The following is a 12,991-nucleotide window of genomic DNA, read 5'->3' on the forward strand; positions in this document are numbered from 1 at the left end:
GTCTAGGGGTAGAAGTGGACCACGTTGCCGGACGAGTCGATGACCTTGATCTCCTTGAGACCCTCGATCGGCCAGTCCTGCAGCTGCTTGCGCATGGCGGCCGCGTCGACACCGCTGTCGGAGAGGTTCAGCACGATGCGGTCGGCCTGGCCCGAGTCCACCTTCTTCTGGATGCCGGTGGAGATGGAGCGCGGGTTCGAGGCGGTCGGCGCGTAGCAGTCGAACACCTCGCCCTCGATGCGGTAGTCGGGGTTCTTGGTCGTCCCTGTGACGTTCGGGTTCTGCTCGACCTTGTAGCCGTTGCGCGCCATGATCTCGGCGGACTCGTTCTCCCGCTCGAACGCCCGGCGGGTCGTCGCGTCGGCGTTCCTCGGGATGTTGGTGGTGTGCCCCTCCGGGGTGGCGGCCGGGTCGGCCCCCTTCGACGGCTGGGTGTGCAGCTCGCCGGACCCGCCGCCGCCACCGCCCTCGCCCTCCATGTGGACCCGGCTGGAGCCCATGGCGTCCTGGGCGATCTCGCCCGCGCCGATGCCGGCCATCCCGAGACCGGTGGCGATGACGCCGGCCGAGAGCACGTTGACCGGTACGCCCACCACCGCGCCGACGCCGGTGAGGTCCAGGCCGACGCCGAGGACCTCGCCGCCCGCGCCGACCGTGGCGAGGGCGAGCCCGCCCGCGACCTCCAGCGCGGCGCCCGGGTTCTGCAGCATGGCGTTGCCGACCGAGGCGAGGTCCTCCACGACGACCTGGCCGACGTCCCCCAGGAAGTCCCCCGCGTCGGAGAAGAAGTCACCCACGTCGTCCCAGAAGCCGGGCTCCTCGGGGGCCTTGTCGCGGGCGGTGGCGACGGTCTTCGCCGCGGTGTCGCCGGCCGACTTGAGCTGGCCGCGGGCGTTGGCCAGGGTCTGCCGCGCGCCGTCCCGGGTGCTCTCGCCGGGGTCGGTGAAGGGCAGTTCGTGGCCGGCGTTGCGCTCCGCCTCCTGGTGGTCGCCCTTCGCCCGGCTGCTGGCGCTCTGGCCCGCGTCCCACTGCCGGATCGCCTCGGCCGCCTGCCCCTGCGCCCAGGTCAGGGTCGACTGGTAGGCGGTGAGCGCGGTGGCGGCGTTGTGGAAGCAGTCGCCGGCCTCCAGCCACTTGCCGGGCTCGCCCTCGAAGGCCTTCCGGAAGGCGTCGCCGGCCTTGCCCGACCACCCCTCGACGGTGTCGATCCGCTTGAGGCCCTCGCCGGTCGAGTGCAGGGTGTCCCCGTAGCTCTTGAGCCAGGCACAGGTGGAGGCGATCGCCTCCGGGTCGCCCGGGACGAGCTCCTTCGGGTCGGACGTGCCGCCCAGTTCCTTCGCCATCACTTCGCTCCCGGGTCCTCGCCGCTGTCGCGGCTCAGGGTGCCGTTCAGATGGCCGACGACGTGTCCGTCGACCTCGCGGTAGGCCTTCACGCTCGCGTTCAGCCGGGCCGTGACGGCCTGCGCGTCCTTGGCCAGGTTCTCCACGCCCAGCTGCCAGCGGGTGCAGAACTTCTCGACGACGTCGGCCAGGTGGCCGTGCCCGAAGTCCTCCTTCTTCGGGTCGAGGTCGCTGACCTTCTTGAACTGCATCTTCGCCAGGGTGTTGGTGATCCCCGAAGCCGCGTCGTCCAAGGCACCCAGATCGACCTTGAATCCGTCTGCCATGAGCCCTCCCGTCTGTGCCGAGCAGGCGTCCTGCGGGCGCCCGGGAACAGTGACGCGGGGCCGTGCGGTCCGGTTCCGGTGCGGCGCGGTGACCGGTCGGGGCCCCGGTCGCACCGGTCACGCACCGTCAGGCCCCGGCGCGGGCGCGGCCCGGTCCCGGCTCAGGCCCCCAGGAAGCGCTGGAGCTGGGCGAGCACGTAGTTCGCCCCGGTGTACCCGATGCCCTGGAACCAGAGCCGGTCGTCCACCTCGAAGGCCCGGTGGGCGCGTACGGCGCCGAGGCCCTGCCAGGCCGGGGAGGCCAGTACGGCCCTGGTGCCGGCCCGTTCCGGGTCGCCGTAGGTGGCGTACAGCAGCAGGTCGCCGTCGGCCCGGGCGATCTGGTCCGCCGGGATCTCGACGTCGAACTGGTCGACGTTCTGCGCGTCCGGCCGGCCGAGCTGGACGTCCGCCAGCACCGTGCCGGGGAAGTTCTGCCGACCGTACAGTCTGATGCCCGCGCCCTCGACGAACCGCACCAGGCCGACCCGACGCCCGGAGGCCCTGGCGTTCGACAGCGCCTGGACGACCTGGGAGACATGCCGCTGGTAGGAGCCGACGAAGGCCTCGGCGGCGTCCTGGCGGCCCAGCGCCTGCGCGTGCAGCTGGACGTTCGCCTTCCACGGGTAGCCGGTGGTCTGGGTCAGCACGGTGGGGGCGATCTCGCGCAGCTGGTCGTAGCGGCCGCCGTCACGGGCCTGGTTGGACAGGATCAGATCGGGCCGCAGGGCGCGGATCGCGGCGAGGTCCGGGGCACCGGCGTCGCCGACCCGGGTGAGCCCGGCGACCCGCGAGGCGGGCCAGTAGTCGGGGAAGCCGGTGTCCAGCGGCGCCAGGGCCGCGCCGACGGGGGTGATGCCCAGTGTCAGCGCGGAGTCCAGTTCGGCGGTGTCCAGGGTGACCACGCGCATCGGCGCGCCCGGCACCTCGACCGGGCCCGTCGCGGCGCCGACGGTGGCGTCGGGCACCGGGGTCGGGGTCGGGGTGACGCTCGCGGCGGCGGCGCCGTCGGCGGGCGGGGCGGTGTGCCGGGTGCTGCACCCGGCGAGGGCGGCGGCGCCGAGCCCCGCGAGCAGGGTGCGGCGGGTGAGCGGGGGCATCGGCGGTCCTCGGGCGGGCGGACGGGGAACGGGCGTGCCCGCGGTGGCCGCGGGCGCGTCGATTATGTCCGAATTGCCCGCTAGGCGTCGGCCTTCACCGCCCACGGCGCGCCCGGGACCACCAGCGGGGTACCGGTCACCGGGTCCGGCACGACCACCGAGTCCAGGCCGAACACCTCGCGCACCAGCTCCGCCGTCACCACCTCGGCCGGCGGACCCTGTGCGACGATCCGGCCGGCGCGCATCGCCACCAGGTGGTCGGCGTAGCGGGCGGCCTGGTTGAGGTCGTGCAGCACGGCCACCACCGTCCGCCCGCGCTCGACGTTGAGCCGCCGGACCAGGTCCAGCACCTCGACCTGGTGCGCGATGTCCAGGAACGTCGTCGGCTCGTCCAGCAGCAGGATGTCGGTGCCCTGGGCGAGCGCCATCGCGATCCAGGCCCGCTGGCGCTGGCCGCCGGACAGCTCGTCCACGCTGCGCTCGGCCAGTTCGGCGGTGGAGGTGCGCTCCAGCGCCTCGGCGACCGCCCGCTCGTCCTCGGCCGACCACTGCTGCCACCAGCTCTGGTGCGGCTGGCGGCCGCGGGAGACCAGGTCGGCCACCGAGATGCCCTCGGGCGCGGTCGGGGACTGCGGGAGCAGCCCGATCCGCTGGGCGATCCGCTTGGTCGGGACGCGAGCCAGCTCGGCGCCGTCCAGCAGCACCGCGCCCCGCACCGGCTTCAGCAGCCGGCCGAGCGCGCGCAGCAGCGTCGACTTGCCGCAGGCGTTCGGGCCGACGATCACCGTCACCCGGCCGTCCGGGACGGTCAGGTCCAGCCCCTCCACGACCGTGCGCGCCTCGTAGGCGAGGGTCAGGCCCCGGGCTTCGAGACGGTGGGCCGGCGTCGGACGGGCGGACATCAGGAACCTCCACGGCGGGATCGGACGAGCAGCCACATCAGGTACGGCGCGCCGACCAGGCCGGTCACCACGCCGACCGGCAGCTCGGTGGGCGAGAGCAGCCGCCGGGCCAGCAGGTCGGCCAGGACGACCACCAGCGCACCGGTCAGGGCCGAGCAGAACAGCGGGATCTGTGCCGAGCGGGCCAGCCGCAGCGCGATCTGCGGGGCCATCAGCGCGACGAAGTCCACCGGCCCGGCCGCGCCCGCCGCACAGGAGGCCAGCACGACGCCGAGCAGCCCCATGCCGAGCCGGATCCGGTCCAGCCGCAGGCCGAGCCCGACGGCGGTGGCGTCGTCGAAGGAGATCGAACGCTGCGCCCGCGCCGCCCAGAGCGCCACCGGTACGGCGGCCAGCAGCACCCAGGCGAGCCAGCCGGCCTGGTCGTACCCGGAGCCGTTCAGGCTGCCGGTCATCCAGACCTTCGCGGCCTGCGCCTGGAAGCCGTCGCCCTTGGTCAGGAAGACCGAGGTGAGCGAGGAGAGCGCGACGCTGATGCCGATGCCGATCAGCACGAACCGCTGGGCGTGCAGACCGCGCCGCCAGGCCAGCGCGTACACCAGCACCCCGGCCACCAGGCCGCCGGCGACCGCCGCCCACGGCACCTGGCCGGCGGAGCCGACCACGCCGTACGCCATCAGCCCGACCACGGTGGCGGTGGCGCCCCAGGAGACGCCGACCACGTCGGGGCTGGCCAGCGGGTTGCGGGCGACGGTCTGCACCAGCGCGCCGGCCAGGCCGAGCGCGGTGCCGACCAGTAGCCCGACCACCACCCGGGGCAGCCGGAACTCGCCGACCACCAGCTCGTGCGGGCTGGGCCGCCCCAGCACCACCTTCACCACCTCGGCCGGGGAGACGGTGGACTCGCCCAGGCAGAGCGAGGCGACGACGGTGGCGGCCAGCGCCAGCAGCAGGCCGAGCACCGCGACGGCGGAGCGGCGGTGCAGCAGGAAGGAGGCGCGCCCGGCGCGCAGCACGGTGTAGCCCCGCAGCGGGACGACGGAGGCGCTCACGCGGCCACCACCTCGCGGCGCCGGACCAGCGCGACCAGCACCGGCACCCCGACCAGGGCGGTCATCACCCCGGCGGGCACCTCGGACGGCGGGAAGAGCACCCGGCCGAAGGCGTCGGCGAGCAGCAGCAGCGCCGGGCCGAGCACGGCGGAGAAGGCGAGCACCCAGCGGTGGTCCGCCCCGGCCACCGCCCGGGCGGCGTGCGGCACGGCGAGTCCGACGAAGGCGATCGGACCGGCGGCGGCGACCGCCGAGCCGGTCAGCACGGTGGCCCCGAGCGCGCCGACCGCCCGCACCAGGCCGGTCCTGGCACCGAGCCCCTTGGCGGTGTCGTCGCCGAGCGCCAGCGCGTCCAGCCCCCGCGCCACCGCGAACACCAGGACGGTGCCGACGAGCAGGAAGGGCAGCAGCTGCCAGGCCACGTCGGCGGTGCGTCCGGAGAGCGACCCGACGTGCCAGAACCGGAACTGGTCCATCGCGGCGGCGTCGGTGGTGAGCACCATGGTGTTGAGCGAGGCGATGAACGCCGACATCGCCGAGCCGGCCAGCGCCAGCTTGATCGGGGTCGCCCCGCCCCGGCCCCGGCCGGCCAGGCCGTACACCAGCACGGTGGCGACCACCGCCCCGGCGAAGCCGAACCAGACGTACCCGGTGAGGGTGGAGACGCCGAACGCGGAGATCGCCAGCACCACGCCGGCCGCCGCGCCCTGGCTGACGCCGAGGATGCCCGGGTCGGCGATCGGGTTGCGGGTGATGCCCTGCATGACGGCGCCGGCGAGGCCGAGCGCCGCGCCCACCGCGAGACCGACCACCGTGCGCGGCACCCGCAGCTCGCGGACCACCACGGCGTTGGTGGTGTCCCCGCCGTGCCACAGGGCGTCGAGGGTCTCCCCGAGCGGGATGGTGCGGCTGCCGACGGCCAGGCTGAGCAGGACGGCGGCGGCCAGCAGGGCCAGTGCGGCGGCGAGCCACAGTACTCGGCGGCGCGGCAGCGGGCGCGTGCCGGGCGCGGGTGCGGACCGGGGTGCGGCCGTCGGCGCGGTGGTGTCGGTCATGGCTCTCTCTCGCAGATAGCTCAGGCAAACCTAAGTTCCACGGAGAAGCCGGGGCAAATCGCTCCGGCCCCGGCCGGGAGCCGGACCGGGACGGAGCCGGCCGTTCCGGCGGCGGGGTTGGATAGCCTGGCGGCATGCCTGCGACCCCGGACGTCCCGCTCACCGTCGGCTTCGACCTCGACATGACCCTGCTGGACACCCGGCCCGGTATCCGGGCCACCTATCTGGCGCTCGCGGCGGAGACCGGCGCGCACATCGACGCCGACCTCGTGGTCACCCGGCTCGGCCCGCCGCTGCTGGACGAACTGCGCAACTGGTTCCCGGCCGAGCGGGTGCAGGCGGTCGCCGACCGCTACCGCGTGCTGTACCGGGACCTCGCCTTCGCCCCGACCGTCGCCCTGCCCGGCGCGCACGCCGCGATCGACGCGGTGCGCGCGCACGGCGGCCGGGTCGTGGTGATCACCGGCAAGTACGAGCCGAACGCCCGGCTGCACCTGGAGCACGCCGGGCTGCACGCGGACGCGCTGGTGGGGGACCTCTGGGCGGAGACCAAGGGCGTCGCGCTGCGCGAGCACGGCGCCTCGGTGTACGTCGGCGACCACCTCGGCGACATCCGGGGGGCCAAGCACGCGGACGCCGTGGCGGTCGGCGTGGCGACCGGGCCGTACGGCGCCGAGGACCTGCTGGCGGCGGGCGCGGACGTGGTGCTGGCCGACCTCACCGGCTTCCCCGAGTGGCTGGCCGGCCACCTGGCCGCGCGGCCGGTCGGCTAGGGCACGGGCCGGTCAGGCCCCGGCGTGCACCCGGCGGCGCTGGGCGCGGGCGGAGAGCAGCAGGCCGGTCAGGGCGAGCAGGAAGCCCAGCGGCATCAGCATGCTCAGCCAGTACGCGGCCGTCGGCAGCGGCGTCAGGTGCAGGAACAGCGGGACGAAGGTGACCAGGGTGGCGAGCGCGCCGAACCCGAAGACGATCGCTCCGGCCTTGACGTAGGCGTCGCCGCGGTCGGCGCTCTGGCTGCTCACTGGGGTGCTCCTCTGCGGTCGGTCGGCCGTCCCAGTCTGGCAGAGGACGCCGACCGCGCCGGCGGGGACCGTTTCGGGGGCGACCCGTCCGGTCACGTTGCGCAGTTTCCCGGAAGCTGGGAGTTTTGATCCCTGCTGGGCGGGGGTATGCACGCTGTGCCGAGGGGCGCGACAGGTGCGCCCCGTCTCCTCAGACCGGGGGTGTGAGCCAGTGGAAAGCGCGAAGCCGCGTCCCGGCCGTGCCAGTTCCTGGTCGCCGGTGGCCACCAGAGCCCGGTACGGATCCTCCGCGGATCGCGGATGAGGCAGTGACTGACCGTTAGTCTGCTCTCCACAGCGTGCTGACCATGAGCGCCCCACGGGCGCGGAGCCGAGGTCGGCCCGCCCTCCACCACCCAGTGATCCCCGGCCAGGGCCGGGATCCCTCACACCCACATCGAGGACTGTTCGAGATGCCCACCGGCCAGGTGAAGTGGTTCAACGAGACGAAGGGCTTCGGCTTCCTTTCGCGCGACGACGGCGGCGACGTCTTCGTCCACACCAAGGCGCTGCCCGCCGGTGTCACCGTGCTGAAGCCCGGCCAGCGGGTGGAGTTCGGCGTGGTCGCGGGCCATCGCGGCGACCAGGCGATGGCCGTGCAGCTGCTGGACGCGCTGCCGTCGGTCGCCGCCGCCACGCGCAAGAGCGCGGACGACATGGCGGCGCTGGTGCAGGACCTGATCACCATGATGGACGCGGTGCTGCCCGGGCTCCAGCACGGCCGCTACCCGGCCAAGCCGACCGGCCAGAAGCTGGCCGGGGTGCTGCGCGCGGTGGCCGACCAGTTCGACGTGTAGGCCGGTCCGGCCGTCCTCAGGCGTCCAGCGCACCCGGGTCGAGCGGGGGTACCAGCCCCTCGGCGGCGGCCCGGGTGAGCAGCGCCCGCACCGCGGCGTAGCCGTCCTCGCCGAGGTCGGCGGTGAACTCGTTGACGTACAGGCCGATGTGCTGGTCGGCGACGGCCGGGTCCATCTCCTGGGCGTGCGCGAGCACGTACTCCCGGCTGGCCGACGGGTCGGCCCAGGCCTGGCGGACGGAGGCGCGGATCGCCTCGGTGACCGCGCGCAGCCGTTCGGCGCCGAGCGAGCGCCTGGCGATGATCGCGCCGAGCGGGATCGGCAGGCCGGTCTCGCGCTCCCAGGCCTCGCCCATGTCGGCCAGGCTGCGCAGGCCGTACTGCCGGTAGGTGAAGCGGGCCTCGTGGATCACCAGGCCGGCGTCCACCCGGCCGTCCCTGACGGCGGGCATGATCTCGTGGAACGGCAGGACGACGATCTTCCCCAGGCCGCCGGGCACCGCCTTGGCCGCCCAGAGCCGGAACAGCAGGTAGGCGGTGGACCGCTCGGAGGGGACGGCGACCGTCCGGCCGCTCAGGTCGTCGCCGGTCTCCGGGCGGGTGAGCACCAGCGGGCCGCAGCCGCGGCCGAGCGCGCCGCCGCAGGGCAGCAGCGCGTACTCGTCCAGCACCCAGGGCAGCGCGGCGTAGCTGACCTTCAGGAGGTCCAGTTCGCCGCGCTCGGCCAGGCCGTTGGTGACGTCGATGTCCGCGAAGGTGACCTCGGGGGCGTCCGCGCCGGGCACCAGGCCGTGCGTCCAGGCGTGGAACACGAAGGTGTCGTTCGGGCAGGGCGAGTGGGCGATGGTCAGCCGTTCAGCCACGGCGGGCCTCCTCGGACGTGGTCAGGAGCTCCGGGTAGGGGAGCGCGGTGAAGGCCCGCTCCAGCGCGGCGAGGGCCTCGCCGATCCGCCAGGCGGCCCGGTCGCGGGGGCCCACCGGGTTGGAGACGGTGCGCAGCTCGAAGACCGGCACCCCGTGCCGGGCGGCGGCCTCGGCCACCCCGAAGCCCTCCATCGCCTCGGCCACCGCGTCGGGGTGGCGGGCGGTCAGGGCGGCGGCGCGGGCGGCGCTGCCAGTCACCGTCGAGACGGTGAGCACGGTGCCGGTGACCACCGGGGAGTCGCCGGCCGCAGCGCCCAGCGCCTCGGCGGCGCGGGCCACGGCGGCCCGGGCGGGGGTGTGCCGGACCGTCCCGAAGCCCAGTTCGGTGACGTCGGCGAAGCCCTCCGGGGTCTCCGCGCCCAGGTCGGCCGCGACGATCGCCTCGGCGAGCACGGTCGCGCCGACCGGCGCGGCCGGGGCGAACCCGCCGCCGATGCCGGCCGAGAGCACCAGGTCGTACTGGCCGACGGCGAGCGCGGCGGACGCGGCCGAGGCGGCGGCGGCCGGGCCGACCCCGCCCGCCAGCACGTCCACCGTGACCCCCGAGGGGTGCTCGGCGCGGTGCAGCCCGCCGCCGGGCACCGGCACCGGGGCGGCCTCCGCGCCGTCCTCGCGGTGGCCCAGGCCCCGCAGCACGGCGGCGGCCTCGGCCGGCACCGCGACGACGACGAGCAGTCGGCCCCGCCGGGGGGCCGACTGCTCGTCGTCGTGGAGTCGCACGGTCATCGGACGGCCGGTCAGGCGTCCTGGGTGTTCAGCTGGAAGTACCAGACGCCGTAGATCGCGTCCGGCTGCTTCGGGTCCGACTCGACCACGGTGACCAGGGTCTTGCCGGAGGCGTTGAGGGCCTTGGAGGCCGACACCGAGCCGGAGTAGGTCGAGCCCTTGGCGGCCGAGGCGAGGATGAAGCGGCCGCCCTGGGCCTGCTGGCCGCCGTTGGTGTTGGCCCACCAGCCGCGGTCGGCCACGTCCGGGGTCACGCCGAGGCCGAGCTGGTCGCTGGCGACCACGTCGGAGGAGGGCAGCTTGCCCTCGTCCAGCGCCTTGCTCGCCCGGTTCTGGCACTCCTCCTGCTGCTCGTCGGTCAGCGGCTTGCCGTCGTTGAAGCAGAACGGCCCGACCTCCATGGAGGACCGGCCGACCGTGAGGGTGACACGGTGGCTGGAGGGTTCTTCCTGGCCCGTCGCGTAGGCGATGGACCCGCCGACCGTGCCGGCGCCGATCACGACGACGGCGCCGACGGCGGCGATGACACGGGTGCTGAGGCTCATGCGTCAGAGGCTACCGGGCTTTGCCGATCACGCTACGCGGGGGTCGGCAACCGCGTGTTGCGGCCCGGGGTCGGTGCGGGGGGCGGCGCGGGGCTAAGCCACCCGCGGGGCGGTCGCGCGGCGCCGGGTGCCCACCTTGACCAGCGCGCGAACCGTCCAGAGCAGCACCACGCCGACCACGCCGGCCGCCACCGAGAGCCCCAGCGCGCCGTCCAGCGGCAGCAGGATGCCGACCGCGCCGCCGGCCACCCAGGACAGCTGCAGCAGCGTCTCCGAGCGGGCGAAGGCCGACGTCCGCACCGACTCCGGGACGTCCCGCTGGATCAGCGCGTCCAGCGCCAGCTTGCCCAGCGAGGCCGCCACCCCGGACGCGGCGGCGACCACCACCACCGTCACCACGCCGTACCAGAGCGCGGCGGCGGCCGTCGCGCAGGTGGCCAGCAGCAGCATCGCGGTGACCGTCGCCTCCGAGCCGCGGGTCCGCAGCCAGGAGCCGAGCACCGAGCCGAGCGCGTTGCCGGTGCCGGCGGCCAGCGCCACCAGGCCGAGCGCCAGGGTCGGCTGCAGCCCGCCGACCGGATCCTCGCGCAGCAAGAACGCCAGGAACATCACCAGGAAGCCGACCAGCCAGCGCAGGGCCGACATCGCCCGCAGGGCCAGGATCACCGACGGGCCGACGGTGCGCAGGGACGCCTTCGGGGTGCCGGCGCTCCTGGCCTCCTCGGCGCCCGGCACGGCGGCGGGCTCGCCGTGCGCCTCGGCGTGCAGGACGGCCCGCTGCTCGCCCTTGGCGGAGTCCACCTCGTGCGGCAGGTGGAAGGCCATCAGGGTGCCGACCACGAAGACCAGGAAGGCGCCGCGCAACGGCCAGCCCGGCCCGATCAGGTGCAGCACCCCGCCGACCCCGGCCGCCACCATGGTGGCCAGCAGCCCGGCCAGGGTGACCCGGGAGTTCGCCTTCACGAGTGACAGCCGGCTCGGCAGCAGTCGTGGCACGACCACGCTGCGCACCACCCCGTACGCCTTGGACGCCACCAGGACGCCCAGCGCCTCCGGGTAGAGCGCCAGCCCGCCGCCGGACACCGTGCCGGCCATCGTCCACGCCAGCACCGCGCGGGCCAGCATCGACATCGCCATCGCGGCCCGCCGGCCGTGCGGCAGGCGGTCCAGCAGCGGGCCGATCACCGGCGCCAGCAGCGCGAACGGCGCCATGGTGATCAGCAGGTAGAGGGCGACCCGGCCGCGCGCCTCGCCGGTGGGGACGGAGAAGAAGATGGTGGAGGCCAGCGCCACGGTGATCAGCATGTCGCCGAAGGAGTTCAGCGCGTGCAGCTCGATCAGCTTGGCCAGGCCGGACTCCCCGGCGCCCTCGGCGGAGGTCGCCCGGCGGATCCGCCGGCCGGTGCCGTGTACGACCTTTCCGGTTCGGGCGCCGGCGGCGGAGGCGGTGCGGACCAGGAAGTGTCGGCGGGCCTCGGGCGCGCCGTCGAGTTCTCCGGCGGCGTCGGACGCTTCGTCGGCCGGCCGGTCCGGGCGCTTCACGAGATCCACCGGCGGCCCGTCGCCGTCCCGTCCGGGCACCGTCGAGGCGCCCACCTGGTGCGGTTCGCCCGCACCGGGGGCCGGAGCCTGCTGTCGCGGCACGGCGTTCGCCTCGTCGGGGCTGCCGGCCTGCGAGGCGCGCAGTGCGTGCTGCGACGGTTTTTCGTCCGCCACAAGCCCATCCTGCCCCAGAATCGGTACTGCGACGCGGGATTCCGCTCCGCTCGGCGCGGCCCTTCCGGAGCCGGCGGGCGCCCCGGACTGTGCCGGGTGGCCGACCGGCGGGTAGCCTGCCCAGGGTCCGCCCGAACGCGCGCCGGACTCCGGAGGACCGGACGGGCGGCGCGGCCGGTATCCGTGGCGGCCCGTGGTCGCGCAGAATGGTCGAGGGAAACCGAGCCGCGACGGAACAGGCAACACGCCGTGGGCAACAGAAGAACTGGGAGAGAATCGACGCCGTGAGTGCTGCGATGCGAAGCCGTACCCCCGATCGGCTCTGTGCCGAGGCCGTCGAACTCGCCCGGCAGGCAGCGGACGAGGCCGTCGGAGCAGAGACCGTAGGGGCGCACCTCGGCGTCCAGGCGGATGCCGACCGCGTCGTCACCCACACCTTCGAGTGCCTGGACGCGGCATACCGGGGCTGGCACTGGGCGGTCACCGTGGCCCGCGCCCCCCGCGCCAAGAACGTGACCCTGGACGAGGTCGTGCTGCTGCCGGGCGACGACGCCGTGCTGGCCCCGCAGTGGGTGCCGTGGAGCGAGCGGCTGCGCCCCGGCGACATGGGCCCCGGGGACCTGCTGCCCACCGACGCCGACGACCTGCGCCTGGAGCCGGGCTGGACCGGCGAGGACGAGCCGGCCCCGAACTCCGTGGTGGCGCTGGCCGAGGAGGACGTGGTCGTCTCCGACCCGTCGGTCCAGCCGGCCCCGGCCCGCGCCCAGATCGGCGCCCTCGCCGAGGAGCTCGGCCTGGGCCGCAGCCGGGTGCTCTCCCGGCTCGGGCTGCACCTGGCCGCCGACCGCTGGGAGAAGGCGCACGGCCCGCAGACCCCGATGGCACAGGCCGCGCCGGCCTCCTGCGCGAGCTGCGGCTTCCTCGTCCCGATCGGCGGCTCGCTCGGTCAGGCCTTCGGTGTCTGCGGCAACGAGTTCGGCCCGGCCGACGGTCAGATCGTCTCCTTCGCGTACGGCTGCGGCGGGCACTCCGAGGCGGCCGTCATCCCGGCCCCGCCGGCGCCGTCCGAGCTGATCCTGGACGAGCTGGTGGTCGAGCCGCTCCAGCTGCACCCCGACCGCACCTCCGGTTCGGTGGAGCCCGACGCCCCGGCCGAGGAGCTCGGCCACTCCTGAGCACGGTGGCTCCTGAGTCCGGCCACTCCTGAGCACGGTGGCTCCTGAGTCCGGCCACTCCTGAGTCCGGTGGCTCCTGAGCCGGGTCGCGCTCCCGAGTCCGCCTGTTCCCGGCCCGGGCCCGGGAGCGGCCCGGAACCGCCCCCACCGGGCGGAACGGCGCCGCGGCCCGGGCCCGGTCCGCAGGGGGTGCCCGGGCGGGGGAGAATGCCCCCCGTACGAAGTACAGGG

14 protein-coding genes are annotated in these 12,991 nt (G+C 75.0%); 3 read left to right on the forward strand and 11 right to left on the reverse strand.

Annotated elements, in window-relative coordinates; genetic code table 11:
- Window positions 1–2: 2 nt before the first annotated feature.
- The 6 genes from OG618_RS21525 to OG618_RS21550 all read right to left on the reverse strand — a co-directional run bounded on the left by OG618_RS21525 (window position 3) and on the right by OG618_RS21550 (window position 5,817).
- A complete protein-coding gene (locus tag OG618_RS21525) occupies window positions 3–1,343 on the reverse strand; it encodes a putative T7SS-secreted protein (protein ID WP_329489165.1) in 1,341 nt (446 codons plus the stop codon).
- Window positions 1,343–1,669 carry a hypothetical protein gene (locus OG618_RS21530; protein WP_329489166.1) on the reverse strand — a complete coding sequence of 109 codons (327 nt, stop codon included), beginning with the start codon at window positions 1,667–1,669 and terminating at the stop codon, window positions 1,343–1,345. Before OG618_RS21530 ends, OG618_RS21525 begins: the two co-directional genes overlap by 1 nt.
- A gap of 161 nt (window positions 1,670–1,830) precedes the next feature.
- On the reverse strand, window positions 1,831–2,808 hold the full coding sequence (locus OG618_RS21535; protein WP_329489167.1) for an iron-siderophore ABC transporter substrate-binding protein: 978 nt from the start codon (window positions 2,806–2,808) through the stop codon (window positions 1,831–1,833).
- A gap of 80 nt (window positions 2,809–2,888) precedes the next feature.
- Window positions 2,889–3,710 carry an ABC transporter ATP-binding protein gene (locus OG618_RS21540; protein ID WP_329489168.1) on the reverse strand — a complete coding sequence of 274 codons (822 nt, stop codon included), beginning with the start codon at window positions 3,708–3,710 and terminating at the stop codon, window positions 2,889–2,891.
- A complete protein-coding gene (locus OG618_RS21545; RefSeq protein WP_329489169.1) occupies window positions 3,710–4,762 on the reverse strand; it encodes a FecCD family ABC transporter permease in 1,053 nt (350 codons plus the stop codon). Before OG618_RS21545 ends, OG618_RS21540 begins: the two co-directional genes overlap by 1 nt.
- Complete coding sequence (locus tag OG618_RS21550) at window positions 4,759–5,817, reverse strand: FecCD family ABC transporter permease (protein WP_329489170.1); 1,059 nt, start codon at window positions 5,815–5,817, stop codon at window positions 4,759–4,761. Before OG618_RS21550 ends, OG618_RS21545 begins: the two co-directional genes overlap by 4 nt.
- A gap of 134 nt (window positions 5,818–5,951) precedes the next feature.
- Here OG618_RS21550 and OG618_RS21555 point away from each other — a divergent pair, with 134 nt between their 5' ends.
- Window positions 5,952–6,590: an HAD family hydrolase gene (locus OG618_RS21555; protein WP_329489171.1), complete on the forward strand. Its 639-nt coding sequence runs from the start codon at window positions 5,952–5,954 to the stop codon at window positions 6,588–6,590.
- Window positions 6,591–6,602: 12 nt separating this feature from the next.
- On the opposite strand, the gene OG618_RS21560 is transcribed toward OG618_RS21555, so the two are convergent.
- Entirely contained in the window at window positions 6,603–6,839 is a 237-nt protein-coding gene (locus OG618_RS21560; protein WP_329489172.1) for a hypothetical protein, read from the reverse strand.
- A gap of 452 nt (window positions 6,840–7,291) precedes the next feature.
- Here OG618_RS21560 and OG618_RS21565 point away from each other — a divergent pair, with 452 nt between their 5' ends.
- A complete protein-coding gene (locus tag OG618_RS21565) occupies window positions 7,292–7,675 on the forward strand; it encodes a cold-shock protein (RefSeq protein WP_329489173.1) in 384 nt (127 codons plus the stop codon).
- A gap of 16 nt (window positions 7,676–7,691) precedes the next feature.
- On the opposite strand, the gene OG618_RS21570 is transcribed toward OG618_RS21565, so the two are convergent.
- From OG618_RS21570 to OG618_RS21585, 4 genes are all read right to left on the reverse strand, one after another.
- On the reverse strand, window positions 7,692–8,537 hold the full coding sequence (locus tag OG618_RS21570) for a 1,4-dihydroxy-6-naphthoate synthase (protein ID WP_329489174.1): 846 nt from the start codon (window positions 8,535–8,537) through the stop codon (window positions 7,692–7,694).
- Complete coding sequence (locus tag OG618_RS21575) at window positions 8,530–9,324, reverse strand: futalosine hydrolase (protein ID WP_329489175.1); 795 nt, start codon at window positions 9,322–9,324, stop codon at window positions 8,530–8,532. Before OG618_RS21575 ends, OG618_RS21570 begins: the two co-directional genes overlap by 8 nt.
- Window positions 9,325–9,335: 11 nt before the next feature.
- A complete protein-coding gene (locus tag OG618_RS21580) occupies window positions 9,336–9,869 on the reverse strand; it encodes a hypothetical protein (RefSeq protein WP_329489176.1) in 534 nt (177 codons plus the stop codon).
- A gap of 93 nt (window positions 9,870–9,962) precedes the next feature.
- Window positions 9,963–11,327, reverse strand: a complete 1,365-nt coding sequence (locus tag OG618_RS21585) for an MFS transporter (RefSeq protein ID WP_329492205.1) — start codon at window positions 11,325–11,327, stop codon at window positions 9,963–9,965.
- A 554-nt stretch (window positions 11,328–11,881) separates the two neighbouring features.
- Here OG618_RS21585 and OG618_RS21590 point away from each other — a divergent pair.
- The gene (locus OG618_RS21590; RefSeq protein ID WP_329492206.1) at window positions 11,882–12,760 is read left to right on the forward strand and encodes a DUF3027 domain-containing protein; all 879 of its coding nucleotides are present in this window, start codon (window positions 11,882–11,884) and stop codon (window positions 12,758–12,760) included.
- Window positions 12,761–12,991 lie beyond the last annotated feature (231 nt).

It is taken from the genome of Kitasatospora sp. NBC_01246 (genome assembly GCF_036226505.1).
In the GTDB taxonomy this organism is placed as follows: Bacteria; Actinomycetota; Actinomycetes; order Streptomycetales; family Streptomycetaceae; genus Kitasatospora.

Bases quoted from the DNA above. Each gene is read 5' to 3' on its own strand.
- OG618_RS21525 (WP_329489165.1), bottom strand. From the start codon at position 1,343: ATGGCGAAGGAACTGGGCGGCACGTCCGACCCGAAGGAGCTCGTCCCG.
- OG618_RS21530 (WP_329489166.1), bottom strand. From the start codon at position 1,669: ATGGCAGACGGATTCAAGGTCGATCTGGGTGCCTTGGACGACGCGGCT.
- OG618_RS21535 (WP_329489167.1), bottom strand. From the start codon at position 2,808: ATGCCCCCGCTCACCCGCCGCACCCTGCTCGCGGGGCTCGGCGCCGCC.
- OG618_RS21540 (WP_329489168.1), bottom strand. From the start codon at position 3,710: ATGTCCGCCCGTCCGACGCCGGCCCACCGTCTCGAAGCCCGGGGCCTG.
- OG618_RS21550 (WP_329489170.1), bottom strand. From the start codon at position 5,817: ATGACCGACACCACCGCGCCGACGGCCGCACCCCGGTCCGCACCCGCG.
- OG618_RS21555 (WP_329489171.1), top strand. From the start codon at position 5,952: ATGCCTGCGACCCCGGACGTCCCGCTCACCGTCGGCTTCGACCTCGAC.
- OG618_RS21565 (WP_329489173.1), top strand. From the start codon at position 7,292: ATGCCCACCGGCCAGGTGAAGTGGTTCAACGAGACGAAGGGCTTCGGC.
- OG618_RS21575 (WP_329489175.1), bottom strand. From the start codon at position 9,324: ATGACCGTGCGACTCCACGACGACGAGCAGTCGGCCCCCCGGCGGGGC.
- OG618_RS21580 (WP_329489176.1), bottom strand. From the start codon at position 9,869: ATGAGCCTCAGCACCCGTGTCATCGCCGCCGTCGGCGCCGTCGTCGTG.
- OG618_RS21590 (WP_329492206.1), top strand. From the start codon at position 11,882: ATGCGAAGCCGTACCCCCGATCGGCTCTGTGCCGAGGCCGTCGAACTC.